Annotated in this window: 19 protein-coding genes and 2 pseudogenes; 5 read left to right on the forward strand and 16 right to left on the reverse strand. The window is 60.2% G+C overall.

What is annotated here, in order from left to right:
* Positions 1 to 23: 23 nt before the first annotated feature.
* Positions 24 to 1232, forward strand: coding sequence for an ABC transporter substrate-binding protein (locus VMH22_11720; GenBank protein HTW92365.1), 1209 nt, complete (start codon positions 24 to 26; stop codon positions 1230 to 1232).
* A gap of 180 nt (positions 1233 to 1412) precedes the next feature.
* Here VMH22_11720 and VMH22_11725 read toward each other — a convergent pair whose 3' ends face one another.
* The 14 genes and pseudogenes from VMH22_11725 to VMH22_11790 form a co-directional block, all read right to left on the reverse strand.
* Positions 1413 to 2654, reverse strand: coding sequence for a diaminopimelate decarboxylase (locus tag VMH22_11725; GenBank protein ID HTW92366.1), 1242 nt, complete (start codon positions 2652 to 2654; stop codon positions 1413 to 1415).
* Positions 2655 to 2840: 186 nt separating this feature from the next.
* The gene (locus VMH22_11730; GenBank protein ID HTW92367.1) at positions 2841 to 3647 is read right to left on the reverse strand and encodes a DUF364 domain-containing protein; all 807 of its coding nucleotides are present in this window, start codon (positions 3645 to 3647) and stop codon (positions 2841 to 2843) included.
* A 201-nt stretch (positions 3648 to 3848) separates the two neighbouring features.
* Positions 3849 to 4472: an alpha/beta fold hydrolase gene (locus VMH22_11735; GenBank protein ID HTW92368.1), complete on the reverse strand. Its 624-nt coding sequence runs from the start codon at positions 4470 to 4472 to the stop codon at positions 3849 to 3851.
* A gap of 989 nt (positions 4473 to 5461) precedes the next feature.
* Positions 5462 to 5779 (reverse strand): hypothetical protein, encoded by a 318-nt coding sequence (locus VMH22_11740; GenBank protein ID HTW92369.1) that lies wholly within the window; start codon positions 5777 to 5779, stop codon positions 5462 to 5464.
* A gap of 230 nt (positions 5780 to 6009) precedes the next feature.
* Complete coding sequence (locus VMH22_11745; GenBank protein ID HTW92370.1) at positions 6010 to 6636, reverse strand: hypothetical protein; 627 nt, start codon at positions 6634 to 6636, stop codon at positions 6010 to 6012.
* A 27-nt stretch (positions 6637 to 6663) separates the two neighbouring features.
* Positions 6664 to 7119, reverse strand: a complete 456-nt coding sequence (locus VMH22_11750) for a GIY-YIG nuclease family protein (GenBank protein ID HTW92371.1) — start codon at positions 7117 to 7119, stop codon at positions 6664 to 6666.
* Positions 7120 to 7132: 13 nt separating this feature from the next.
* On the reverse strand, positions 7133 to 8833 hold the full coding sequence (locus tag VMH22_11755; protein HTW92372.1) for an ATP-binding protein: 1701 nt from the start codon (positions 8831 to 8833) through the stop codon (positions 7133 to 7135).
* Positions 8834 to 8859: 26 nt separating this feature from the next.
* Positions 8860 to 10179, reverse strand: a complete 1320-nt coding sequence (locus VMH22_11760; GenBank protein ID HTW92373.1) for an SIR2 family anti-phage-associated protein — start codon at positions 10177 to 10179, stop codon at positions 8860 to 8862.
* Between the two features lie 288 nt (positions 10180 to 10467).
* Positions 10468 to 14856, reverse strand: coding sequence for an AAA domain-containing protein (locus VMH22_11765; protein HTW92374.1), 4389 nt, complete (start codon positions 14854 to 14856; stop codon positions 10468 to 10470).
* Positions 14857 to 14952: 96 nt separating this feature from the next.
* Entirely contained in the window at positions 14953 to 15189 is a 237-nt protein-coding gene (locus tag VMH22_11770; GenBank protein ID HTW92375.1) for a hypothetical protein, read from the reverse strand.
* Positions 15190 to 15303: 114 nt separating this feature from the next.
* Positions 15304 to 16350 carry a Fic family protein gene (locus tag VMH22_11775; GenBank protein ID HTW92376.1) on the reverse strand — a complete coding sequence of 349 codons (1047 nt, stop codon included), beginning with the start codon at positions 16348 to 16350 and terminating at the stop codon, positions 15304 to 15306.
* Positions 16351 to 16522: 172 nt separating this feature from the next.
* Positions 16523 to 16903 (reverse strand): four helix bundle protein, encoded by a 381-nt coding sequence (locus tag VMH22_11780; GenBank protein ID HTW92377.1) that lies wholly within the window; start codon positions 16901 to 16903, stop codon positions 16523 to 16525.
* Between the two features lie 215 nt (positions 16904 to 17118).
* Positions 17119 to 17493 (reverse strand): annotated as a pseudogene (locus tag VMH22_11785) (DUF5615 family PIN-like protein).
* Between the two features lie 23 nt (positions 17494 to 17516).
* Positions 17517 to 17735, reverse strand: a pseudogene (locus tag VMH22_11790) (DUF433 domain-containing protein).
* Here VMH22_11790 and VMH22_11795 point away from each other — a divergent pair.
* The 4 genes from VMH22_11795 to VMH22_11810 all read left to right on the forward strand — a co-directional run bounded on the left by VMH22_11795 (position 17680) and on the right by VMH22_11810 (position 22214).
* Positions 17680 to 18099 carry a hypothetical protein gene (locus tag VMH22_11795; protein ID HTW92378.1) on the forward strand — a complete coding sequence of 140 codons (420 nt, stop codon included), beginning with the start codon at positions 17680 to 17682 and terminating at the stop codon, positions 18097 to 18099. The pseudogene VMH22_11790 and the gene VMH22_11795 sit on opposite strands and share 56 nt — an antisense overlap.
* An 881-nt stretch (positions 18100 to 18980) precedes the next feature.
* Entirely contained in the window at positions 18981 to 20252 is a 1272-nt protein-coding gene (gene der / locus VMH22_11800; GenBank protein ID HTW92379.1) for a ribosome biogenesis GTPase Der, read from the forward strand.
* Positions 20253 to 20435: 183 nt separating this feature from the next.
* Positions 20436 to 20855: a four helix bundle protein gene (locus VMH22_11805; protein HTW92380.1), complete on the forward strand. Its 420-nt coding sequence runs from the start codon at positions 20436 to 20438 to the stop codon at positions 20853 to 20855.
* Positions 20856 to 20975: 120 nt separating this feature from the next.
* A complete protein-coding gene (locus VMH22_11810) occupies positions 20976 to 22214 on the forward strand; it encodes an LCP family protein (GenBank protein ID HTW92381.1) in 1239 nt (412 codons plus the stop codon).
* A gap of 126 nt (positions 22215 to 22340) precedes the next feature.
* Here VMH22_11810 and alaS read toward each other — a convergent pair whose 3' ends face one another.
* Positions 22341 to 25064, reverse strand: a complete 2724-nt coding sequence (alaS, locus tag VMH22_11815) for an alanine--tRNA ligase (protein ID HTW92382.1) — start codon at positions 25062 to 25064, stop codon at positions 22341 to 22343.
* A 162-nt stretch (positions 25065 to 25226) separates the two neighbouring features.
* Positions 25227 to 25850: a RecX family transcriptional regulator gene (locus VMH22_11820; protein ID HTW92383.1), complete on the reverse strand. Its 624-nt coding sequence runs from the start codon at positions 25848 to 25850 to the stop codon at positions 25227 to 25229.
* Positions 25851 to 25854: the final 4 nt, after the last annotated feature.

Below are 25854 nucleotides of genomic sequence, written 5' to 3' on the forward strand. Positions count from 1 at the left end.
GCCTGTGCCTGCCGGCTCGGACTATGCGCAACGCTTCTGAACACATGGTGAAGAAAGACCCCCGACCGCTCGAACGTGCAGGCAGAATCGCTGCCGCACTGCTGTTGCTTGCCGGCACAGTCGCGGCCGCGCCCGAATTGACCGTGGCCTATCACCTCGATGACCACGCGGCGCCGCTGTTCGACGCCTGCCTGTACCCGAAGGACTTCAGCGCCCGCTACGGCCTGTTCCTGAGGCAAGCCGAGCCACGGCTGAGTTACTCGCTGATAGACGGGAAGAGCAACACTCTCAAGTTACGCCTGGCCTACTGCGGCAGCGATTCGGCGGTCCTTGCCGCGCTGCTATCCGGCCGCGCGCAGGTCGGGATCCTGGCATCCGAGGACGTGCTCGCGGCAGTCATCCAGGGGCAGCCGGTAAGAATCATAGCTCCACTTCAACGCGCCAGCGACGTGCTTGTCGTCAATCGTTCTGTTCCAGCCAGGAACTGGAAAGAGTTCGCCGCGTGGGCCAAGGCGCAGAACCGGCCGGTGCTAATCGGCTACCTGGGCCAGTACTCGATGGCAGCACTGGGATTCGCGCAGGCGCTCGAATGCGATGGCATAATCTACTCAACAACCCTACCCGGCAGCACTCCACACTCAAGCAGGCAGGGGTTTGGCGTCGGGGAACTGGGAACGAAAGACGTCCAGCTCATTCAGGCAGATGACCGTGCTGAGCTGGCAACGGAGCTCTCGTATGGCAGATTCGACGCGGCCTTACTTCAGGAGCCGGCGGCAACCTGGGTAAGCTCGCTCCGCGGGTGTCCGGCCATCGGCCGCACCGACATCCTGCCGCCGGGTCGGTTCGAAGACCGCCCTGGCACTGTCGTTGCCGCGACCGAATCAACCATCGCCACGCGAGGCGATGACGTAGGCCGCTTCCTTGAACTGATGGCCGTTGCGACCCACTACGCGAACAACCACACTCGGAATACGCTTGCGGCGGTCAACTTGTGGCTAGGACTTTCACCAGAGCTGGAGAGCATTCCGCTCCGCAGCATGGGCTTCTCCTCGCGGCCGGACTTCTCCTTCACCGACGGCATCTGGAACTGGTACTTCGCCCTGCGCCTGAGAAACGCCCTGCCGCAGAACCTGGCTGGATACATGGAGGAGAAAGACTGGCTGGGTGTGCCCTATGACTCGCTGCTGCTCATTCCGGCGCTCGACCGCGCCGGCGCGAGAATCATACGCTAGCGGTTCGGACAAAGCAGAATTCAGAGATCAGAAACCAGAATGCAGAATGATGGAACCGAGAAGCGAAGCTGCAGCCCGGTCGGCAATTCTGATTTCTGGTTTCAGTATTCTGATTTCACTATTGTCCGATGCATTGCTGGTTCTGACTTCTGGCTTCTGAATCCTGAGTTGTCGGACCGGCTACGCTCTGCGTAACTCGCCAGCGTCTGCAACTAGTTCTGTCGGTCGTCCCCGGCTCATGAAATCGAGCAGGCTCATCGTATAGCCATATGCGCCCGCGTTGAGCAGGCCCACGAGGTCGCCGGGTTTCGGCATCGGCAGGTGTTCATCCTTGGCGATGCAATCCAGCGGCGTGCAAATCGGGCCGCACACGTCCACCCGCCTCAACCCTCGTCCCTCGTCCCCCGCCCCTCGTCCCTCATCTAGCCGGTTGAGAAGTCGGGCCGGATGCCTGATGCGCATGAACACCGGCCGCGAAAACGCGTTCATGCCGCCGTCGCAGATTGCGAACACCCGGCCCCGTGACTCTTTCACCCGCACCACGCGGGTGACAAACACGCCTGCCTCGGCCACGAGAAATCGCCCGCTCTCGAAGAGCAACCGGCAGTTTGGATTCTCAGCACGAAACGCCGCCAGCGACGCGGACACGGCCTCGGCCAGCCCGGCCAGGTCCAGCTCCGTGTCGCCCTCGTTCTGCGGCACGCCGAACCCGCCTCCGAAGTCAACGGTCTCCAGCTTGAACCCGATTTCCAGGCTCAGCCGCCGCGCCAGCTTGAACACGTATTCGATGTGCGTCCCGAGCCACACCTTGTCCAGCACCTGGCTTGCCGAGTAGACCTGGATTCCCGCGATTCTGGCGTTTTCCAGCTTTGCTCCGGTCACGTCCGTCACGACGCGCTCCTCGTCGAACCCGAACTTGCTCGGGCCGCCGACCATCACTTCCTTGGCTTCGGGCTGCGACTCCTTCGTGTTGATACGAAGGAGCACTCGGGGCCTCACCGCCAAGCTGCGTGCGGCAGCCTCGATCAGTTCGAGGTCTGAGGCCGAATCGGCGACGATTGCGTGAACGCCGGCCCGCAGCACCTGCTCGACGTCGGCCGCACTCTTGGCCGGCGCCACATAGACGATATTCTCGGGAGTGAACCCTGCGGCAAGTGCCGTCGCGAGCTCCTTCGGCGAGCTGACCTCGGCGCCGGAACCGGAACGCCTCAGGATGTCGCAGACCGACGGGTTTGGATTTGACTTAAGTGAATAGCAGATGTCGAACGCGGGGAAGCTCTGCTTCAGCAGCCGTAGCTTCGTCCTGATCGCCGTGGCTGAGTAGAGGTAGAGCGGAGTCTGGTATTTGGCCGCAATCTCCTCCAGCGTCACGCCATCCGCCACGAACCGGCCATCCTTCACGAAGAAATCATCAAAGCGCATACGCTGCCTCGGACAATAGTGAATTCAGAATACTGAAACCAGAAACTAGAACTACCGGCCCCAATTCTCTCAGCATGTCGTTGCGGGCATTCTGAATTCTGGTCACTGGCTTCTGACTTCTGCTTTCTCCATCCGCGTTCCTAGAATTCTGCATTGTGGTTTCTGATTTCTGAATTCTGGTTTGTCCTATGCCCTGCGGTATACCTCGATTGTGCTCGTCCCCTGGAAGATATAGAACGGGAACAATTCGGACACGACCGCATCCACGCCGATGCTCCGGCAGTACTCCTCGCCGAAGTTGGCGCCGGTCTCGGCGAATACGAGCAGCTTGGTCCCGGCCTTCTTTGCCTCTTCCACGATGAGCTCAAGCGAATCGGTAGCGATGGTCATGCCGGTGACGATAGCGAGGTCGGACTCACGCACAAGGTCATACGTCCTGGTGCCGTCCTCGACCAGCACGCCGTGAACCTTGGTGCCGACCGTGTCGCGCTCCATGTCGCTCGCCCGCACGTCGTAGCCGCGCGCCACCAGGTCCCGCACGATGTTCCCCACCAGTCCGACATTCACCACCCGCGCCGGGCGCGAGCAGATGCCCGAGACCAGTCGCTCGGCCTCATGCAGGATGATCTCGGTCCGCGCGTCAGTCTTCTGTATCGGTGTCCCGACCAACTGGAAGCTGGCCGCCGGCCTGCGCTCCATGGTTGCGTAGAGCGAATCCAATGCCGCGATGGAAATGCACGTCTTCTCTCCGACCAGTTCCCGCACGTCGTGTCCTACCAGCTCGCGGCCCCGCTGGTCGTCGCCGGTGCAGTAGCAGCAGCCCTGCCCGCGCGTCATCGCCAGCCAGAACGTGTACTTGAATGTCCGCTCGGCCGGATTGGGCTTGAACGCCAGTTCCACCCTCCATATGCCCCTGACCAGGAAATCCTCTGCTGGCGCCTTCTCCATCCTCTCAAACGCCCGCTCCCGCAATACGGCAAATATGTCGGTCATCACTCAGCTCCTGACAATAGTAAACTCAGAATGCAGAATTAAGGAGGACGGGGGTCGAGGATTCAAGGAATCTAGGGGTCTAGTGACCGGAAGCGAAGGTCCGCATCCATCTGTGTTCATCCGTGTTAATCCGTGGTCGGCAACTTCGGCCCCGACCCTGAACTCCGATCTCCCGTTTCTGGTTTGTCCATCCATGGCGGTCTATCGCTCTGCCATCCTCTGCCTCAGCCAATCTCCGAGTTCGGCCGCCAAAGCCTGCTCATGCTCAAGATAATTGTGCGGCGCGCCCTCGATGACGACACCGGAAAACGACAGGCAGTTATCAAGGCACTCGGCAATCCCCTCGACGAAGCCTTGCGCCGGGCCGACAAAGTACTCCTCGACCGTACCGACCGCGAGGAATACGGGCACCTCGACCGCCGCGAGTTCCGGAAACTCCTCCTGGTCGGTGCGGCTGATGTTGAAGATGCCGGTCAGCGACTTCGGGCCATAGGCTTCAACGAAAGTCCGCGCGGAAACCGGGCCCTCATAGAACCGCGGAGGCATCAACTCCGTCTCCCGCCCCTGCCGAACCAATCGTTTGGCATAGGCAAGCGCCTTGGGGAACGTCGCGCCCAACTTCTCATGAATCCAGCCCTGCGTATCAGCCGGAGAAAGCAGGATGAGCCCGGCGACGCGAGGGTCGCGCGTCCTGGCAAGGTAATGGACGACCTTCATCGCGCCAAGGCTGTGCCCCTGCAGAAACACCTTCCGGCAGCCGCGCGACTCAGCGAAGTCCACCGCCGCCTTCACATCCGGCAAGCAGTCGCCAAAACGCTCAAACATCCCTCCCACCTGCACATAGTCCAGCCGCTCCGCCACCTTTGGCTTTTGGCTTTTGGCCTTTGCCTTTTGACTTGAGCCGTCTCCCTCTTTTGTCTCCAGTTCTACATTCTGGTTTCTGGTTTCTGACTTCTGGTTTCTCCGACTCCGCAGCATGTCTGCAACTTCTGTCTGAGGAAAGTCGAGCTCCGGTTCCCGCTCGCGCAATTCTGAATTCTGGTTTCTGGTTTCTGATATCTGGTTTCTCCGACTCCTCAGTACGTCTGCAATATAGTCGTGTCCGCGGTTATTGAACGCCGCAAATGAGATGCCGCTCCGTCGGCATGCGTCCGCCGCGTAGTCTATGAACCGATTCTCATAGAAGTTCCCATCCCACCCGTGAACATGAACCAGGCAGAAGGGACTAGGGGCTAGGGGCTGGGGATTAGGGCCCGAAAACCTCGTCTCTTGTCCCTCGTCCCTCGTCCCAGCGGGTTGGTACATCCCACTGAGTTCCAAGCCATCGTCGGTCACGATGCGACACAGCTCGCCGGGTATGCTGCGAAAACGGGGACTGTACCGCGCCGTGTTTGATGCAGGCGCTCCGAGGGACTGTCCCCGCTTTCGAAGTAAGCTTCTCGCGTCGCTCCGTGGACGTGTCCCCTCCCTGGGACTGTCCCCATTTTCGCGGTGCCGGGACTGTCCCCGCTTTGGAATTGGTGTCTTCACGGCTACGATTTTACCCTTCCCTGCCTGCTCTGCAATCGGTGCGGCCCTGCCCGCGCCGAGCGCCAGGGATTACCTGTGTCGTTACCGGGACTTCGCCGCGCCGACCTTCTGCAGGAACTCCGGAATGCTGCCGACCCAGAAACGGCGGAATCCCTGTGTGCTGTATCCTGTCTACTGTCTACTTCGGGCAGTATGCAGCATACAGCACGCAGCATGCAGGTCGTATCCCTGAATGCTGTATTCTGTCTACTGTCTACTTCGGCAAGCATCCCGATTCGTGCCCATCACTCGGTCGTCGAAGTTCGTTGCTCGGCGGATTCGTTCATCGCTTCCGGCCACGAACAACGTTGTACGAACCAACGATGAACGATGTCTGCCTGCGCGTCATCCTGAATCTGCCCATAGACGCCTTTCGCAAGCAGCCCGGCGTTGTTGAGGAACTTCAGCCGCTGGCGTCGCCCTTGAAGCGGCTCAATCCTCACGCCCCGGCCGACCGATTGCAGGATAAACTTCCGGGCGTCCGTGCCGACTCCTATGTTGATGAAGTTGGCGACATTCGGCCGGTTCGAGTCCCAGCCCTCATAGAAGCTACGCGACCCCATGAGGAAAGGCTAAGGTTAAGGCTTAGGCCGAGCCGGTCTCAACCTCAACCTTGACCTCAACCTGGCTCATCGTGGCGCTCGTTCACCTCGTACCCGACCAGCTCGTCCTTGAGCCAGCCCGAGACGTCGCCGATTCTAGTCAGGGCGACTTAGCCAGCGACCGGATAATGGGGGAGTTTCCCTCGCGGGTTCTAAAGAACGGTGTTTATCAACCAGCCCACTGTCCATCATTACCCCGAAAGGAGTTGGCCAGATGCCTTCCCGACCGGTTCTCCCGCAGAGTGGATTAGCACAGTCGGACCTAGTTCCACAGCTTCCCTGCCTGTGGTAAAGGCAAGCCCGTACGCAGTGCCGAATGAACCCGCGGGATCACCGCGACCTGGCTCCTTCACGATGACCGCCAGAAGTTCCTGGTCTTCATCCAGAGGGTAGTTCCTCACGTCACTCTTGAGTGCCTCCAACCTGGGCCTCACGCTCCTCTCATAGGTCGTCCCTGCAAACCCAACGAAGATGAGTTTGGGGCTCTTCGACGCCAGGAGTTTCTGAAAGTCGTATCGTATCGCAGGGAGGCTGGCTTGGCATTCGTATTCACACGCAAGTTCTACTGACTGGAAACCGTCGGCACCAACTTTTCCCTTAGTGAGAAGGAAGTCCCACAGCCATTCATGGCTGTTGGTCTCGGGTCGCGGGCAGTTGGCCGTAGTCGGTCCGGTTTGGCATTGCATGTCCTCGGATCGACCGAGCGCGTACAGGTACTCGGCGACTGTAGGTTCCCATGTCCCCTCCCACACACTGTGCTTGGCCATGATGGCTCCACACAACCCAACGTACAGCGCTTGCGCATCAGGAAGCGCCACCGAATCCTCCAGTCATGGTCCTTTGACTCAATGCTCCTTACCCTTGTAGATAGAGAACTCCGGTCGTAGCGCTGCTATGGCAAAGGCCTCTTTAACTTGGCGCTCCTTCTCGTTCGTGTCCTCGAAGAAACGGTACCCACAGCTCTCTCTCATGAAGCGCTTGGCTTCATCGTGGTCATACGCGCAGTCAAAGTGCACCAAGGCATTGCGAAGCTGCGAAGCGTGCTTGTCTCCCATCAGGTGATTCTGGTACAGGCGTTGGCGCAAGTTCTTGGTTGTCCCGACATACACGATTCCTGCGTAAGGCCCACGCGTGATAGAGATGGCATAAATCCCACCGGTCGTGGGTAGCTTGCTTGGCACAAGCGTTCTGAACGGCCGCGCCCGCGACGCCAAGAAGTCGTCAAGCCATCGGCCAAGGGCTGCGAGTTGGGTCCTTGCGCGATCCCGGACGGGGCCGTTCAGTATTGAGTTGGTGGACATGATGTGCGTCTCCTCATCCTGCTTCACTCCATTCCTTCACGAAGCGCGGGTCGTCCGATTTGGGTTCTGGGTCAGGCCGCACTACCGAGACTCGTTGAGGGAACGGAACTGCGTTGCCCATCACGACTGCCTGCCCTCTCGGCAGACCAGGTATCTCCTTGAGTGTCAGCTTGTCCGCAACTTCGGCACCCGAGGACACCGCTTTCTGGTCTGCTTCATTCGTAAGCCTGAATACGAACCAAGTGCCACATTGAGCCAAGACAGTCGGCGACAGCTCGCCTGGCCTCTGCGTACATACCATCAGCGAGAGTCCGAACTTCCGTCCTTCCTTGGCCAGCCGTTCGTAGGCCAGCGCCTGACGGACGCCCTCCTCTTCGCCGGGCAACTCCCTTAGGTAATGGTGTGCCTCCTCTAGGATGAGCAGCGTGGGATGCGTCTTTCCAGGACCTCGCTTGAATATCTCGGATGCATACGCTTCCAAGAGTGAGCCTAGGACAAATGGCATCAAGTCCTTTGTGACTGAGCTTAGGTCCACGAGGTGTACACGCCACCCCCTCTTGCCGCTCCTTTTCTTTCCGAAGAACTTCTCTACCATCATGCGGCTCTCACATGTCCAGTCGAGCTGCGCGTCACAGGGCTCACCTCCCTCAACGTCGACCACATCGAGGAACCTGGGGTCCTCCGTGAGTCCACGTATGCGATTGACTAGCGAGCAGACGTGTCCATAGAGAAAGGCATCCCGTGTCGGGACGTTGTTTCTGTCTCTCTTGAGTACGTACCACTCAGCCGCAAGACAGGACAGCGCCCGCATGTGAGGCCATTGATCCGCCTTCTTGGCCTTGTTGGACCTGATGTCTTCGAGTGCCTTCAGCGCGAGGTCCGCGCCAGAGTTCCGGCAGTCGTCAAAGAGCTCGTTGGAGTCACGATCAGTGAGTCGCGCTCCTTCTTTGTCCGCTACAACGTATTGCAGATGCTCGACCGCAAACCGGAAAGCAGGCATCTGTGCCCGGTCGCTGGGCAGCACCAGCCGCGCAAGACCATTGCGGCCAAGTGCGTAGTAGGGAATCCGATAGCCGCTTCCGAGTTTGGTTACCTTAACACGTACCCCTAGTCCAGATACCGCAGGCGCGTACTCACCATTCACGTCGAATATGATAATGCGCGAACGCGGGAGAGTGAACAGCTGTTGGGCTAGAGCTGCCACGAAGTGCGTCTTGCCTTGGCCAGTACCGCCCAGTACGGCCGAGTGCCGCGAGAGCAGTGAGTTGATGCCGACGACGACCTCTGCAGTTCCAGAGCGAGCATCCCATCCGAGGCTGAGCGGCCTGTCGTTCGCTGGCAGTGCATGTAGGGCCACGTGCAGTTCTGCGTCGGACAAAGGGAACGCCTCCGCGCCGAGCGCTGGCAGCTTCCATGATTCGGCCACGAAGTGCAGCGCTCCATTCTCTCTTTGGATATACCCAATAGACGCCGTGCTCATTTGTCTTAGAGGCTCGTCGAACGACTCTGTTGTACCGACACCGCGCGTGTGTGCTTCGCGCGGCTCCATGAACTCGACGGACTGCACCTTCACGATGACTAGAAGGGCACCCGTCGGGATGCCCAGGTAATCTCCTGGTTGGGCTACCGAAGAAACGCCGCCCTCGTGCGCGGCCACCTGCCCTTTGTGTGTTTCAAGCAGATTGAGGACTATGGTGGCCCCGTCGACTTTCACAACGTAGCCTACGGCCGACCTGCCTCTCATAAGTCGATGCGTCCCCGCCGTACCTCTTGTGGCCCGATGCCGTTCTCCATCTCATCGTCGTCTGTGGTCTCGTTGACGGCTGACAACTTCAGAAGTGGAGCTAGCAAGGCCCTAGCTCGTTCGCTGAACTCATCGAGGAGGGTCGGTTCAGGGAGGTCGCGGACGAACTCCTCGAAATGCGCGCGATCAGCGTTACCCACCACAGTCACCTGCGGCGATTGGAGCTTGACGAACTTGCTGAGCTCTGAGCCTGCCTTATCCAGGGACACTTCGTCTATCTTGGCAGCCTTATCAAACGAAACCTCAGGTGCGTAGATGATCATCTGTAGCGTCGGGTTCTGCAGCGCGCTTAGCAACACTCGGTTGACGTGAACGTCACCAAAACCATAGCCGTTTATCAAGATCGTTGTCTGTGGTCTGGCTAGGAAGTCGCCGAGGCGTCTGAACAACTCGCCGAAGAGGTAGTCTGTGGTCTGCATGTACTTTGACGTCCCCGGCATGACTACGAGATCCGGCCATTCCGCACCGACCTCGTTGTCTACCAGCTTCTTCAACTTTCCCCATATAGCATTGCATGCTACCTCGCGCACGTGGCCCTCCTGGTTCAGCCTCCATGTTAGAGAGCCGTGCAGCTTAGCCAGATAGAAGTGATAAGAACCGAACCTTGCTTCGCCGCGGGCAAGGACGTTCCTATAGGCAAGGTCGAAGTTGTGCGGTGCGAATGTCCGATTGTGAAGTCCGCTGAAGCCGTTAATCGCCATGAGACGCATCGACTCGGCTGCCCACTCCAAGGCCAAGTCATAGTTGAGGGTGAAAGCCCACGGGGCGGGTTGCCCTGGCTGTCTCGATGCGACCAGTCGACCCAGGAGCTTGCGGTGCGTGGATAATGACTCTGCGTCGTCGCAACGCGTCGGATGCCCAAATAGCTTCCTGTCGAGCAGTGTAGCCGAGACCAGAGTCCTCAAGAGCGCCAACCTATGCAACCTGAGCTTGTCTAGACCTTTGGCCTTCTGCCTCTCCCACTCGGCCTCGGCAGTCCTCAATGTGTCCAGCAAAGTCTCGACGTTCACGCCGGCAGCGTCGCCATCCGACTTGGTCACGAACCCCTCGGCTATCAGCCATTGAAGGCCGTCGGGACTGGATTGCTCGAAGTCAGTCCACACTTCTGACATCGTCTTACCGCCGACCTCATGGGAGGCACCGGCTCCCAGCAGTACGCCCACATTCTGAAGCCTCATCGCAGCAGCAATGTGCGACCGTAGCTCTCTCGTGGTCATCATTCTCTCGCCTCTTAGCGCGACGTTAGACTCAGCCATAGTGTCCTCCTAGAAAAAGAAACAGAACGCTACTCGCATACACAACCCTGTCATCTGCGGCTCAGTTCTGGGGGCTGGCTTGCCTGCATGGTAGAGCTCACACAGGGCAGGGCCAAGCTGGCTCGGATAGGACTGACTCCAGAGTGACGGCACGACCTTCCAATCACTTCCGCTCCAGGAACTGCCGGATGGCGGGGATGCAGGCGGCGAGACCGGCTCCGGTTCGCGGGCGGGCTTCCGTCACTTCCCTTCTGATGCGCTTCTGGAATCGCCCCGTAGCACACACCGTCATGGGTTATGCCTGAAGCCCAGTGCTTCAGCAGCCTCCCAAAGAACGCGAGCAGTTTCCTCAAGCTCTGCGGGGAGCTTCCTGGCGCTCTCGTGGTATTGTCCAATCGTGAAGGCTAAGTTCCGAGCTTTCGGAGTCAGGTGATCATCCATCTTCGCCCATCTGGCCAGCGCGTACCAGGCGGCAGCCTCCGCGGAGGCCTTTGGGCTTGTGGTCTGACGGATAGCTGGGGCGGGTCTGAGCCGAGACCTGACTTGTGGCCTAACTTCCTTGGCGACAGCCTCTACGGCCGTCGGGGCGACTTCCCACTCGAATGGCGTCTGCGTGGGTGCCTGGCGCGCGGGACTCACTTGAGCGTGGTAGCTTGGGGCCGGTAACTCCGCCAGGACACGGACAACCTGCTCAATGCACTGGTCGCGGCTGTGCCAGTACTTACGTGAGGGCACACGGAAGACATGCCACCCCGCTCTTTCTAGGATGTGCTGGCGCTCGATGTCCTCGATCCTCAACTCGCCGGCGTCATCGTAGTGAAACCGCCCGTCACACTCAACTGCCAAGCGCCGTCCGCTTGCGTCGGTCACAACAAGGTCGATGCGGAATCCGCAGGCGGGATATTGGGGTATTACGTTCAGGCCCCGCCGCTCAAGGAGCATGCACACATCCTCTTCGAACGGGCTGTCATGCACGCTCAGCGCTGGGATGGGACCGCAGTTCGGGTTCTTACAGTGAATCAAGAAGTCTCGAACTAAACCCGCAGGGAACTCGCTGACGTCCATGCTTGTGTAGCAGATCACTTTCTTGCGCGCTCGGGTGAAGGCGACATTCATGCGGCTTTCACCTCGATTCGCCTGCTGAATGGCTAGTACGACGCCTGGGTGCGAGTTTGGGGCGTACCTGAAAGAGTAGAAGATCACATCCCGTTCATCACCCTGGAAGCCATCGACCGTGGACGCGATTAGTGGTTCGCGCGCAGACCTCGTCGCTAACGTGCTGTCATCAATTAGGATATCTTCAAGCTTGGCCCTTATGTAGGCTGCCTGCTCCCTGTAGAGCGATAGCACGCCGAATGACATGTTTTCGTACGCCGGGTCACGCATCCGGCGCGTCAAATCAGCGATGAGCAGATCAGCTTCCTTCTGGTTCACTGAGTTCTCATCTTCGAGTGCCCCTTGCACGTGAATGACCTCAAAGGCGCCACCCACCGGTGCGGCGGCACCATGGGTCATTATCCTGAGCTGATTGGAATAGAACCTCGAGTTGGAGAAGGCGATGATCTCCGGCAGGCTGCGGTAATGCTCATTGAGAAACACCTTCCTTTCGCGCCACAGGGCGACTAGATCCAGCAAGGATGATTCCAACACGTCAAAGGCAAACGCCTTTGGGAGGGCGTCTATGCCATATCGACGCTTGATAAGGGCGTTGGTAGGCACTGGAAAGAACATGAGGTCTGAGTTCGGAAGCTGCTTCTCGTCACCGACCACGATTGCCGACTTCGCCCTGTACAAGAGCGGCAGTGCTCCCATAAGGTGGCATTGCGACGCCTCGTCGACTATCACCACGTCGAATAGTCCCGGTTCGAGAGGGAACACCCTGCAGACGTCATTCACATTCATGACCCAGCAAGGCAGCACGTCAAGGATTCTGCTGAAATTGACGTCGTTCTTGAGCCGTTCGAAGCTCTCGAAGTTCCTCCTGCTCCTTCTCAGTGCCTTGCGCAACGTGGCAACATCACGCCCCACATCGCGAGACGCGTACTGCCGGCCGAGGTTTGTGTCGACGCGCCGACGCAGGAGTTTTGCCGTGTTTTCGGCGAGATCGTGCTCGTTCTTCTTAATGGCGACCGCAACGCTCGCAGTGTCGTGCGGATGAGAGCACAAGTCCGCTTGGACGGCCTCGTTGAAGCGACGCGCTCTCACGAGCCGAAGCAACTGGTCGCGGCCCAACGGTTGCTGCAGCACTCGTGGCGTCGCGGTCTCATCGCGGAGCCACGCGGCCAAGTGCGGGCCCAACGCAGGTTCCGCCTGCCTGAGCGCAGCAAACTGCTCGATTGAGAGGGCGAGCCTCCGCATAACCTCAGCAGTTTCCCGCAGTTTCTTGTATTTGTTACCCTCCGTCAACTGAAGCACCTCGTATGCCGAGGCGATCGGCTTCATGTTCGCGCATGCCGCTACGAGTTCGTCACCCTTCACCAACGCAGACAGAGCCTTCGTGACGATATCAATATGCTCCTTGGCGGATGCGACGGAGAGTAGGTCGTCAATGGACAGGCAATCAAAAGGTTGTTCTCGCAAGGCCAGCTCGACAGCGGATTGGAGATCAGAAAGGGCTAAGACGTCGAGCAGCCTCCGTGACTGCTTCAATAGGGTTGTTGTGTCTCCAGCGCGCGCGGCCAACACGAAACTGTTCTGGCAGAGTTCCACGGGGAGACGACGTGCTAGGTCGGTTATCTCGGCGCGTGCTCGCATCCTCTGCCAACGTCTCCGCATGTGGTACCAACGGCAATCACGGTTGGCCCTTACTTTCTCTGCAATACTGATCATCCGCGTGAGGTCATCGCGAGCTGTGCTGCGCATGTCATCATCATATACGCTGAGCGCGGCGGCCTGCTCCCGCAATAGCCCGACATCATCGTATCTTTGTCGCATCAGTTCCAGGCACTGAGCGAATTGTATAGCGTGCGGCTCGACCTTTCCTATTGCCTGAAGTATGCGACTGGCAAGACTAGGCGAGAACGCCTGGTCAGCAAGCAGGTCTGTCTTCGTCTGCACTACGCCATCGGCAGCCAGCAGTTCTCCCAGGGTGGCGAGTATGCCGGCAAGCGAAAGCATGCCATTCGCAACCGTCGTGGGTTCCTCGTTGAGGAGAGGCATCGACTGAGCCCAGGAGGATAACACTCTCCACCAACTGCTGGGCTCGAATCCCGCACTTCCCGACGCGAACCTCCGCAAGTAATCCTGCATACGTTGCACGAGCTGCTCGTCCTCCATGTCAGGTAATCTGATGTCGGACGGCATGACGTCATCAGATCGAGTCGCGTGGTATGACCTGAACAGCGGTTCGCTTTGGTGCTCCTGCTGTCTGGCGGCAGAGAAACTGTTCGACAACTCAGCAGCATTGTGTCTGAGGCCGACTCGTTCCATCTCAAGGCTCGACAACGACCTGCTCAGCAATTCCGCTCTGCTGGTTTGCAGGTGAGCGTCAATGGCCTGCAGTTTCTGCTGCAGAAGGCGTTTGGACTCTGCGTCATCCCTCAGGAGGGTCATTGACAGGTATTCCACGCCGAGCTCGTTCAGTTTGTCGGAGACGACCTCCAGGGCTTTGTTCTTCTGGCTCGTCACAAGCACGGACTTTCCTTCCGCTACCAGATGGCACACGAGGTTACAGATGGTCTGAGATTTCCCGGTGCCCGGCGGCCCTTGGACTTCCACTAGTCGATGGCTATCTACACACGAAAGAACACTGCGTTGCGGCGGATTACTTGCGAAGGGGAAGATGCAGTCCACTGTCTCCTCGCCGCTAGGCGACTCCTCTGCAGCAGCGTCTACCGGCTGCGAGGCGTCGCCGAACATTGATGCCAACACTGAGCCCTCTACTGACAAGTCTGGATCCGCCAGAGCTGCAAGGTTGCTCTGGAGGTAATACTGCGGATTCGCGACTAGCAGTAATGCTGCACAGGGCATGACGTCCAGCCGTGGACCAGCTGCTGCCCGCCCCCGGGTTAGTTTTTCTAGTGTCCACTCCCAGTCGAGTGGAGGTGCGAAGGCGGATGTTGCGTTCGCCACTGTTCTCACGAATTCAGTGAAGTCGGCATCCGCGAGGGGAAGCGATGGCACTCTGAGGTCCCTTACGGACAACTCGAAGTAGTGTTGTTGCTGCTCAGTCAGGAGCTTTGGCCAAACCTGGGAGTTGAAAGTCAGACTATCATTGACTAGACGGATCTTCACCGCCGAAGTCGGTAGGTCGACTGTAACCGCGCAGCGAACGGTAAAGAGTGGCGCGCATATCCGGACGTCTCGCGGGCCGACTCCGACTAGGAAGGGGTAGCCGTAAACGATCTCGCGTTCATATGGGTTCAGTACCTGTCTCTGGTGGAGTCGCTTAAGTCGGTCGAATGCGACGGCCGGATCGTTGTTCGCCGGACCTTCGGACGAGTGTAGCTCAGCAGCCGCTGGGATGTCGAATAGCTCTTCGCGCGCGCTCGGCGGCCTGATGGTAGCCTGTCCTGTACCCTTGAAGAGCGTCTCGGCGTTTTGCAGAAACGACATGTCAACATAGTCATGCACGCCCGCTTGGAACACATCCGTCAGGTGTTTGTTGGCAGCGTCATAGGTGAGTTTTGTTACGGCTTGGTAGTACTGGGCGAGTCGGCTTATATCGGAACTAGTCATGGAAGCTCAATGGAACACTCCCGGCATTCCGAGCCTCCATCGGGGGTTTGGCGAAGCTAAGTCTTTGAGGGCAAGGTCTTTGAGGACCTGCAGTTGCTAGATGCGCTGCTCGGTCCATTCGCTCTCGCCCGAGAAGACGTACTGGAAGAGCCAGAGGTCGAACTGCTCGCGGAGGAAGGCCTTGGCATTCTTGTTGATGAAGTAGTCAACCTCGCTCTGCCGCTCGAACACGCGGAACGCCCGCTCGACCGCTTCTTCCTTCACCTCGACGCCGAGCTTGTGCAACTGGCGCATGATGTCGTCCATGGTTCGGCGGATTCGTTCTTCGTTCATCGTTCTTCGTTAATCGGCCACACCGCACTTGCCGGTATCAGGCATGAGAGTCTACGGCGTCAGCGCATATAGGTACTGAAAGCCGGTTCAGTACACAATAATTGCGCATCGTACCTATACCCGCTTCCACTTCGCGTCCGGGCCGCGTCCGAGGCATCCGAGTCTTCCCGCCTTGCGTTCGTTGCGCAGGATGCGGCGGATAAGGTCAATGCCGACGTTGGGGCAGCGCTCAAGGACGTCGCGGGCCGAGAAATCGCCGGATATGTGCTCAAGCATGTCCAGCACGAGGGCGGTCTTGCTGCCGCGTCCGGTCGCGACCAGGCCGACCCGGCGTTCAAATTCCTGGTACGCCCCGACCAGCATCACGCCGAGGAAGTACTCAAGCCACGGCGTCAGATCGTGTTTGGCCTGATGCCAGCGCTGGGAGGAACGGTAGAGCGTGTCGTAGTAGCCGGGTTTCGTGTCTTCGACAACCCGCTCCAGGCTGACGTACCTGCCGACTTCGTAGCCGGCACGGTAGAGAAGTTGCAGCGTGAGCAGGCGTGCCAGTCTGCCGTTGCCGTCGCTGAATGGGTGAATACACAGGAAGTCGAGGACGTAGGCGGCAATGAGGAACAGCGGTTCAATGTCGCCTTGGTCCCAGCGAAGGTCGAACCGCTCGTGCAGCGTCGCCATGGCCGCAGGCGTCTGGCGTACGCCGACCGGGACGAACTGCACGACCCGGATTCCCTCAGGCATGACCGCAACGATCTTGTTGTTCTTTCGCTTCCAGTGCCCGCCTTGTCCCGGGACCAGCCGAAACACCTGCCCGTGCAGGGCCAGCACCGATGGCGCGTTGAACGCCATCCGGACGTGGTTGGCGTGAATCGAGTTGAGCGCGTCGCGGTAGCCCGCAATCTCCTGCTCCGACCGGTCCCGCGGCCTGGTTCTCCTCGCAACCAGCTCGCGAATCCTCTCCGGGGACGCGGTAACGCCCTCTATCCGGTTCGACGATTCAGTGCTCTGGATGATGGCCACTTGTCTCAGCGTTTCGAGAACCTGCGGTGCTTGCTCTTTGAACAGGTCCTGCCTGCCCTTGTATTCGCCCAGCAGTCTGACGGTCTTGAGCAGGTTCTGACTGACCGGCACGCGCTCCAGGTAGCCGGTCTTGAACGAGTTCACTCAGTGCCCCGCAGGTAGTCGCACGGCCTTGAGGCAGCATGCAGTAGGCAGTACACAGCACACAGGCATCAAGACGACGGTCCTTTCACGCCGGCGATAGACGCTATCAGGCCATGAAGCATCCCAGAGCAGCATGCAGCAGACAGCATACAGTATACGGGGAAGAGAGTCGTCACTGTGACGTGATCCTCGTCCCGTTTGCGACTGATCTTGTCAAACCGTGGAGCATTCTGGCGATCTCTTCGGTACTCTCGACCATCTCGCGGTTGTCAGGCATGTATCCCAAGTCCTTTGAGAGAATCAGGTAGTAGCGCAGCTCTTCGAGCGAGCCTTGCGCGATATTGTAGAAGTTGAGCTTGTCCCGGACCCCGCGCTTCTTGAAGCCTTCCGCCAGATTGGCCGGCACCGAGACTGCGGCTCGTCTCATCTGCGAAGTCAGTCCGAACCGCTCCTCAGCCGGGAAGCTCCCTGTGATTCGATAGACCTGCAGCACCATCTGGTGGGCCTTCTGCCACACCGTCAAGTCCCCGAATTGCCTTATCTTCTCAGCCATGCTAGCCAGTATACAGTATGTAGCATACAGCATCCAAGAGCCGCTCCCTGCATACTGCATACTGTATGCTGTATGCTGCAAGGAAACGCTCCTGGCTCTTGTCTGCTTTGGCTGTCGCGTTCACAGCCACGGCAAACCTCCAACACGGTGCATCGACATGCGTCAGAATGTTAGTCTCGTGCCGTACATAGTCAAGCCCGCGCGCGACTGGGCGGTCAGTCGGAATCGTCCGTGCTCCCGGCCAGGGGCAGGGCACGGATGCGGACTCGGGCCTGCTCGAAAACAACGACGCTGCCCGATTCGAGCGCCTCAGCGACGCCAGGCAGGTTCTTCAGCAGCAGCGCGACCTGACGTTCGGGCCGCCGTTCGGTCCGACGCCGGAACAGGATGACCGACGGCTGTTTGAGAGCCCGGTGCGCGAGAATCTGTCCGAAGTCGGTGTCCGCAGAAATGAGGATTCGCCCTTCGCGGGCGGCGCAGGCAAAGACTGTCTCGTCGTCGGCGTCACGGATTCCTTTGTCCCGGACGTGCGACGCATCGTGTCCGGCCCGACGCAACGCCGCGGCCACGTCGGGCGAGAGGGCATTGTCGACGAGGAACTTCCATCAGCGACCAGCAGCGGCAGCTCGCGCTCGCGCACTGCTTCTGCGGCATAGCGCATGGCCTCGCGGATGTCCTCGGTCTCGAGGTCCGGGTAGGCCTTGAGTATTTCCACCTCGGCCATGCCATCCGCGAACATACCCACGATGGTGGCGACCGGAATCCTCAAGCCCCGAATGCAGGGCACGCCGCCCATCTGGAGCGGGTCAATCGTGATGCGTGTGAATTTCATGTTCTCACCTCTGGCTTTCGTCAGTCATACTATGCCACATGCAACAGCGGATGTCAACCTGCTCACGCTGCGGAGTCGCATTGATTGCGGCGGCGCGACGCTGGCGACGGAGGCGTCGGGTTCGGCCGGATCTGGCCTTGCATCAGTAGGGATGTTATGCGCGCGCCGGCTAGAGTCAAGGCCAGCGCGGGCCGGAGCGATGGAAAGAAGGGGTCTGGCGCAGGCCTGGGTGCCGTTGCAGAAGCAGGAACGGCGGCCGTTGCGTCTGCGGGAACGTGGGCCGGAACGGACGCTGTTTCGGTGTCTGGAACAGATGCTGTTGCGGGCGCAGGCACGAGAGCCGTTGCGGCAGCAGGGCCGGTAGCCGTTGCGATACGAGGACCGGGTGCGGTTCAGGGCGCAGGTGCAGTGCCGGAACCAAGTGCTGTTGGGGTGAGAGTTCCGGAGGCCGGTGCGATGCCAGACCATGAGGCCGGAGCGGTTTCCGTTGCAGCGGCCGGAACGGCTGCTGTTTCCGGGGTTGGGCCGGCCGCAGGAACGAGGGCCGGATAGGGGGCAGGAACTCCCCCAGCCGTCTAGGGGATAGAGAGAACCGGACAAAGCAGAAACCAGAATTCAGAGACCAGAAACCAGAAATGCCCGAACGGGAAAGACTTAGGACACGACGGCGGGGACGAAGTCAAAAGGCAGCAGCCAAGAGCCAAGAGTCAAGACCGGAGATCTGGAACGATGAACGGGCGAACTCCGGGTTCACCGAGAGGACGAAAAGAACTGAGGGCTTAGTGACTCTCTCCGGCTGGGCATAACTTCTTCACACTCAGTCGGTTAAGCGTTATCGCGTTGCGGATAATCCGCATATAGGGGTCGCCTGGGGGCTAGCCTTTGAGGAAGCGTTCAGAGGAGCCATGAAACAAGCCTTGAAGTGAGCTTTGAGTTGAGCTTTCAGAGGAGCTTTGCCGCGAGCTTTCGACTGAGCTTTGCCGCGAGCGATGCGAGGAGCGATGCGCCGAGCTTTGAGATGAGCAATGCACGAAGCGATGAAGCGAGCTTTGCAGTGAGCCATTGAAGAAGCTATGAAGTGAGCTTTCGAGTTTGCTTTCTAAGGTACTTTCCGGCGAACTCTGAAACGAGCTTTCGGACGAGCTTTGTGGCGAAGAATTAGACAAGAATTGACGCGCCACCTCACGAGTCCGCGCCGCCCTCGGAATCCTCGAAAGCGCGGTGCTTTCTGCTATAATACCACCCATGGTCGTCATCGTCGGCCGGCCGAATACCGGTAAGTCAACGCTCTTCAACCGCCTCGTCGGCGGCCGCGTCGCCATCACGTTGCAGCAATCCGGCATTACGCGCGACCGGATCATCCGCGATGCCGAGTGGCTGGGGCGCCGATTCAAGGTCGTGGACACCGGTGGTCTGGTCCCGAACTCGAAAGAGGAGATGAACCGCGAGGTCGAGCGCCAGGTGCAGATTGCGCTGGACGAAGCCAAGGTCATCGTGCTCGTGGTTGACGGCTCGGTCGGGCTGCAGCCGCTGGACGCGGAGATCGCCACGCGCCTGCGCCGGGCCGGCCGGGAGTTCATCGTCGCGGTGAACAAGCTCGACATCAAGCGGAAGTTCGAGGAGGCCGACTATCACAAGCTGGGCGGGGCAGCGCTCATCCCGATTTCGGCCGAAGCCGGGACCGGCGTAGACGAGCTGCTGGAAGCAGTCCTGTCCCGGTTGCCCGAGGTTGTGCGGGCGAAGCGGGCCGACGTGTTGTCGCTTGCCATCGTCGGCCGCCCGAACGTCGGGAAGTCCTCGTTGATGAACTATCTGCTCGGCCACTCCCGCTCGATTGTCACGGCCACGCCCGGCACCACGCGCGACGTCATCGAGGAGTCGTTCGAGCTGGAGGGACACGCCTATCGTCTGCTCGACACCGCCGGCATCCGCCGCAAGCCGCGCGTGAGCGAGCCGGTCGAGTACTATTCGGTCACGCGCGCGATTGAGCAGATTAAGCACTGCGACGTCGCCCTGGTCATGTTCGACGCCCACGACGGGCCGAACAACCAGGATAAGCGTATCGTCAACCTGGCCGTGGAACGGAGCCGGGGGCTGGTCGTCATCGCCAACAAGATGGACACTGTGCCGGACAAGCTCAAAGACAAGGTGCGTGACTGGGTAAAGAAGGAGCTGAGTTTCGCGGACTACGCGCCGGTCCTGTTCACGTCGGTGCTGCAGGGCCTGGGTGCAACCGAGGCAGTGCACGAGGCCCGCCGGGTCTGGGAGAACGGCGGACAGCAGATACCCGGGCCGAAGCTCCGCGAGAAGATTCTGCCGTTGCTCGAGAAGAACCAGCCGCGGTTCGACTGTCGCGTAGTCGCGATCAGCCAGGTGAGCACGCGGCCGCCGACTTTCCGGCTACGGGTGACCAGGCCCAACGTTCTCGCGCCCGCGTACGAGCGATTCGTTATCGCTGAAATCCGGAAGCGGTTCAAGTTCATCGGGTACCCGATACGGATCAAGACCACACGCTGAGGCGGACGCGGAGAAACCAGAAATCAGATATCAGAGAACTGAAAGCAGAATTGACCGAGGCTCGGACAGAACGCAGTGAGGGCGGACGCGGAGAAACCAGAAATCAGATATCAGAGAACTGAAAGCAGATTCGGGTGTGCCCGGACTGAGAAGTAGAATGCTGAACCGCGCACGGCGGGGCGAGTGGATACGCTAGACAGACTGGATGACAGGCTGGACATGGACAGCAGGCTGCTGCACTTCGCGGCAGATGTGATCGCGCTGGCTCCTCGTCTTCAGCGGTCGCCGACTGGAAGGTACCTTGTGGGACAGATGGTACGCGCGGGCACTTCAGCCGGGGCCAACTTCCAGGAGGCGCGCGGGGCCGAGAGTCGGGCTGACTTCGTGCACAAGATGCAAGTCGTACTCAAGGAGCTGCGCGAGACCGAATACTGGCTCAGGCTCCTCAGAGAGGCCAAGCTGATGCCATCGGATCTTCTAGCGGGCCCGCTCGCGGAAGTGGACGAACTGATTCGGATCGTCGTCAAGTCGGTGGTAACGGCGAAGACAAGACATTACAATGCGGGCGGCGGAGAAACCAGAAATCAGATATCAGAGAACTGAAACCAGAAATGTCCGAAGCCGGCTTTCTGATTTCTGGTATCTGATTTCTGACTTCACCTTTGTCCGTGTTTGCATTTCTGGTATCTGGTTTCTGAATTCTGGTTTGTCCGTTCCGCTGCTATGTCCCGCCGTCTGAATTCTGCCTGGTTCATCGTCGCCGGTGTCGTCGTAGTTGTCTTCCTCATCGGCTTCTACCTGCTCGGGCCGCGGCCGCGCCGGGCCGCGCCGACAACACTCCAGCCGACCCCTGCCGGCACGCTGAACATCCTGATCATCGGCAAGGACGCCCGCGCGATCGGCCCGGTCGTGAACGAAGGCCGGCAGCGCAATAAGCGTGAGGAGCAGTCCCACTCCGACATTATCATCATCTGCCACATCAACTTCGGCATTCCTGCGGTCAACCTGGTGGCGATTCCTCGCGACCTGCTGGTCGAGGTGCCGGGCATCACCACTTCGGCCCAATCGAACACCGACTTCACGCACATGGAGAAGATCACCCACGTCTACGCCATCGGCGGGGACAAGCTGCTGCGCAAGACCATCACGAACCTCCTGGGCATCCCCATCCACCGCTCGATCGCGTTCGATTTCGACACCTTCCGGATGGCGTTCGATATCCTCCGGCCGTTCATCGGCGTGCTGAGCATCGGCGGGGTGACCCTGACCGAACGCGACCAGGCGCTCATGTTCGCGCGCAAGCGCTACGGACTTTTGTACGATGACGCGGACCGCTGCCGCCACGCGCTCCAGCTTGTAAGCGGCGTCATGGCACGGACCTGGCGGCTGGGCGGAACCCGGCTTGGCGACATGCTCATCAATCGGCTGCTCGCGATCGTCGGCGAGGATACGGACCTGACCGCAGACGAGATCCACGAGGTTATCGATGGCCTGCGGCGGACCGGGTTCAGACCGGCGAGAACGGAGACCGCCGTGCTGGTCAGCGAAGGCGCGGACGTGACGCTGACTCGCTACAACCAGACGCTATCCTGCTATCTGCCCGTGTATCGCGAGATCGAGAAGCAGACCCGTCGCTACCTGCTCGATCAGAAGGATGTGGACGCGCTCGACTTCATGACTCAGGAGAACTTTCGCGTGCCCGCCTACTTCGACTCGAGCTACGTTCTGCCGGTGAGCGCGACGGATACGCTGCGGCCGCTGCCGTTCGATACGGCCGGCATGGACACGCAGCTCAAGTCGACGCGGCTGAAGGAACTGAGCCAGGAGAACAAAACGAAAGCGGCCGGTGATACGGCGGCCGCCGACTCTTTGCACAGTCATCGCCCCCACAAGCCGAAGCCAAAGACACCAACGCCGGCCGACACGCAAAAGACAAAGACCCCCGCCCCAAAGAAAACCTAGTTCACGCGACCCGAGCAGGACAATTCAGAAGTCAGATATCAGAGACCAGAAACCAGAGAGCCGGCTCCGGGCATTTCTGATTTCACTTTTCTGGTTTCTGACTTCTGGTTTGTCCGGACCCGCAGGCTAGGCCTGCGCAGATGCGAGCGCTTTGACCGCGCTCCGGAACGCTTCCTGCCCCGCGCCGAGCTTGTCGAGCTGGCCACCGCCTTCGGCCAGGTCCGGCTTGCCGCCACCGCCGCCGCCCATTGCCGGGCCGACCGTCTTGGCCAACTTGCCCGCGGGAAGTGATGCCTGCAGGTCCGGGCTGACGAATACGACGTAGCGGATGCGCGGTCCCTCACCACCGGTGAGCAGTCCCGCGTACTTCTCTTTCAGCAGTTCGCGCACGCGGTCGGATACGAGCCTGAGCTCGCCGGTCTCGAACCTGGCGAAGTGGCTCACGACGGCCTTGAAGCCGCCGACGTCCTCGGGCTTGGCCGCCAGCTCGTCGCCGGCGACGCGCGCCAGTTGTGCTGACAGGCCGGCCAGCCTCTCGCCCTGTCGCTTCAGTTCCTCGCCCAGCCCTTCGACCTTCTTGACCAGCGTCTCCTCGGTCCCGCCCAGATGCTCAGTGAGCTGGGTCACGATGGCGCGCTCGGACGCCGCGTTCTCAAACGCCGCCCTGCCGACCAGCGCCTCGATGCGCCGGATGCCGGCGGCCACGCCGGTTTCCGAGATGATGCGGAAAAGCCCGATCTGGCCCGTGCTCTTCAGGTGCGTACCGCCGCAGAGTTCCATCGAGAAGTCACCGACCTTCACGACCGTCACCTTCTCGCCATACTGGTCACCGAAGAACGCCAGCGCGCCCATCGCCCGCGCCTCGTCCAGCGGCGTGTTGCGCAGGGCCTGGACATGCCGGTCGGCCACGACCTGCTCGTACACCGCCCGCTCCACGGCCAAGACTTGCGCCCGCGCCATCGGCTCGAACGCCGCGAAGTCGAAGCGCAGCCGTCCGGGCTCGACCAGCGAACCTTCCTGTTTCACATAATCGCCAAGCGTCTTCCGCAGTGCTGCATGCAACAGGTGGGTGGCGGTGTGCGCCCGCTCGATTTCGCGCCTTCGCTCCGTGTCCACCGCCGCGAAGACCTTGCCGAGGGACATGACCGAACCGTCCGACGGTTCGGATCGTGTCCCGAGGTCCCCCAAGCTCCCCCGCACCAGCTTCGCCTTGCAGGCAGGCACGCCCTGCTTGTAGTAGGTATTCAGCACTTCGAGCTCGAATCCCTCGCCGATAATCTTCCCGGTGTCGCCGACCTGCCCGCCCATCTCGGCGTAGAACGGGCTCTTCTTGAGAACGACTTCATACAAGCGCGGGACATGACCGAAATCCTCCTGGGATTTCGGATCGTGTCCCAAGCCGTCCAACGGTGCGAAGCTCACTATCTCGGTGTCGACCTCGTCGCTGTCGTAGCCGACGAACTCCCAGTCGGCGGCACCTTCGTGCGCCGGACCGGTCGTGCTGATGAATGTCTCTTTGCGGCTGCGCTCGCGCTGTTCCTGCATCGCCCGGTCGAATCCGGCCGTGTCGAGCTTCACTCCGGCATCTTCGGCCAGTTCCTTCACGAGCTCGATGTGGAACCCGAAGGTGTCGTGCAGCTTGAACAGGTCGTCGCCGGGAATGAGTCCGTCGCGCCTGTGCGCGTCCAGCACGTTCTGCCAGCGCTCCAGCCCGGCATCGAGGGTACGCAGGAACCGCTCCTCTTCCGACTTGATGATAAGCGCCGCCTGCTCGCGCTTGGCCACGACTTCCGGGTACCACTGCCGCATCAACTCGACGACCTCGCCCGAGACCTTGTAGAGGAACGGCTCAGCTACGCCCTGCCGGTGGGCGAAGAGCAGCGCCCGACGCAGGATGCTGCGCAGAACGTAGCCCCGTGCCTCATTTGAGGGAATCACGCCATCGGCGATGGCGAAGGTCAGGGCGCGCGCGTGGTCCGCCGCGACGTATAGCATCGAAGGGACATGACCGAAATCCGCCGGGGATTTCGGATCGTGTCCCGAGACGCCTCGCCCTTCGCCCTTCGCATCCATATTGAGCATCTTTGCCGTCGCCTTCACGATAGGGGCGAAGAGGTCAGTCTCGAATATCGTCTTCTTCTTCTGGGAGACCATGGCCAACCGTTCCATGCCCATGCCGGTATCGATGCCGCGGTTCTTCAGCGGCTCGCGCTTACCGTCGGGCAACTGGTTGTACTGAGGGAAGACGATATTGTAGACTTCGCTGAAACGGTCGCAGTCGCAGCCCGGCGCGCAGTCCGCCTTGCCGCAGCCGAACTCGGCCCCGAGGTCCACGTAGATTTCCGAGCAGGGACCGCAGGCTCCGCCGCCCCCGACCGGGCCCCAGAAGTTGTCCTTGGCGCCGAGGCGGACGACCCTGTTGGCCGGCAGGCCGACCTTGGTGCGCCAGACGTTGTAGGCCTCATCGTCCTCGGTGAAGACCGAAGCGTACAAGCGCTCCGCGTCGAGCTTCACGACCTGGGTCAGGTATTCCCACGCCCAGGGAATCGCCTCGTGCTTGAAGTAGTCGCCGAACGAGAAGTTACCAAGCATCTCGAAGAATGTGCCGTGGCGCGGAGTCTTGCCGACCTGGTCGAGGTCGGACGCGCGCAGGCACTTCTGGATGGAAGTCGCCCGGCGATAGGGCAGTTCGACCGTTCCCGCCCAGTACGGCTTGAACTGGACCATGCCCGCGCTGGTAAAAAGCATGGTCGGGTCGTCCCTCGGAATCAGGGACGAACTCGGTACGACCCGGTGGTCCCGCTGGCCGTAAAACTCAAGGAACGTCCGACGCAGCTCGCGGTGATTCATTGCGGTTATTTTATAGAGAAACTCAGGCTACGCAACAGGGCACACCGCGTCATGCGGAATGGGACAAACCAGAAGTCAGAAACCAGAAGAGTGAAACCAGAAATGTCCTGAACCGAATTCCTTGTTTCTGGTCTCTGCGCTCTGCGCTAGCCGAGCCGATTATCAGGTCGATTCGGACTCGTCGAGGTCGATGACGTGCCGAATCGTGTCCGGCGAGAAGCCGCGCCGGGCAAGGAAGGCAAACAGGCGTCGCTTGAGCACGCCCGGCTCAAGCCGGCGGTTGCGGGACAGGTACTTTTCCGCCACTTCGCGCGCCGCTGCTTTCTCGTCCGGCGCCGAGGCTAGCGCGTCTTCGATGTGCTCCCTGGCCACCCCACGTTTAAGCAGTTCGCCGCGTATCCGCCACTTCCCTTTGTGCCCGATGGAAATACGGTCCTCGGCAAACCGCCGCGCGAACCCGGCGTCGTCGATCATCTTCAGCTCCGCCAGCCGCTGCAGGGTCGCGGCGACGATGTCCGGCGAGAAGCCTTTGCGCGTGAGCCGCTGCGTCAGTTCGCTGGTGGTCCTCGCCTTGTACGTAAGGAGAAGGAATGCATACTGGCGGGATTCGTACAGTTGTTCTTCGCGGGCGATACGGTCGAGTACGGTTCGGTCTACCTCCTGCCCGACATGCAGGCCGAGCGCGCCGACCGTGTCGCTGGACAGGCCAAACAGAAAGTTGCCGTCGAGGAAAACCGATACCCGCCGCTTGTGTCTCTTCTGCGGCTCAAGCGCGGTTATCCGCACGGAG

Source organism: bacterium, assembly GCA_035505375.1.
GTDB lineage: Bacteria > Hydrothermota > Tepidihabitantia > Tepidihabitantales > Tepidihabitantaceae > UBA2258.

What these genes read in the sequence shown, in the direction of transcription:
- VMH22_11720 (HTW92365.1), top strand. Translation starts at nt 24, where the DNA reads ATGCGCAACGCTTCTGAACACATGGTGAAGAAAGACCCCCGACCGCTC.
- VMH22_11725 (HTW92366.1), bottom strand. Translation starts at nt 2,654, where the DNA reads ATGCGCTTTGATGATTTCTTCGTGAAGGATGGCCGGTTCGTGGCGGAT.
- VMH22_11730 (HTW92367.1), bottom strand. Translation starts at nt 3,647, where the DNA reads ATGACCGACATATTTGCCGTATTGCGGGAGCGGGCGTTTGAGAGGATG.
- VMH22_11735 (HTW92368.1), bottom strand. Translation starts at nt 4,472, where the DNA reads ATGTTTGAGCGTTTTGGCGACTGCTTGCCGGATGTGAAGGCGGCGGTG.
- VMH22_11740 (HTW92369.1), bottom strand. Translation starts at nt 5,779, where the DNA reads ATGGGGTCGCGTAGCTTCTATGAGGGCTGGGACTCGAACCGGCCGAAT.
- VMH22_11750 (HTW92371.1), bottom strand. Translation starts at nt 7,119, where the DNA reads ATGTCCACCAACTCAATACTGAACGGCCCCGTCCGGGATCGCGCAAGG.
- VMH22_11760 (HTW92373.1), bottom strand. Translation starts at nt 10,179, where the DNA reads ATGGCTGAGTCTAACGTCGCGCTAAGAGGCGAGAGAATGATGACCACG.
- VMH22_11765 (HTW92374.1), bottom strand. Translation starts at nt 14,856, where the DNA reads ATGACTAGTTCCGATATAAGCCGACTCGCCCAGTACTACCAAGCCGTA.
- VMH22_11770 (HTW92375.1), bottom strand. Translation starts at nt 15,189, where the DNA reads ATGAACGAAGAACGAATCCGCCGAACCATGGACGACATCATGCGCCAG.
- VMH22_11780 (HTW92377.1), bottom strand. Translation starts at nt 16,903, where the DNA reads ATGGCTGAGAAGATAAGGCAATTCGGGGACTTGACGGTGTGGCAGAAG.
- VMH22_11795 (HTW92378.1), top strand. Translation starts at nt 17,680, where the DNA reads ATGCAGGGCACGCCGCCCATCTGGAGCGGGTCAATCGTGATGCGTGTG.
- der (HTW92379.1), top strand. Translation starts at nt 18,981, where the DNA reads ATGGTCGTCATCGTCGGCCGGCCGAATACCGGTAAGTCAACGCTCTTC.
- VMH22_11810 (HTW92381.1), top strand. Translation starts at nt 20,976, where the DNA reads ATGTCCCGCCGTCTGAATTCTGCCTGGTTCATCGTCGCCGGTGTCGTC.
- alaS (HTW92382.1), bottom strand. Translation starts at nt 25,064, where the DNA reads ATGAATCACCGCGAGCTGCGTCGGACGTTCCTTGAGTTTTACGGCCAG.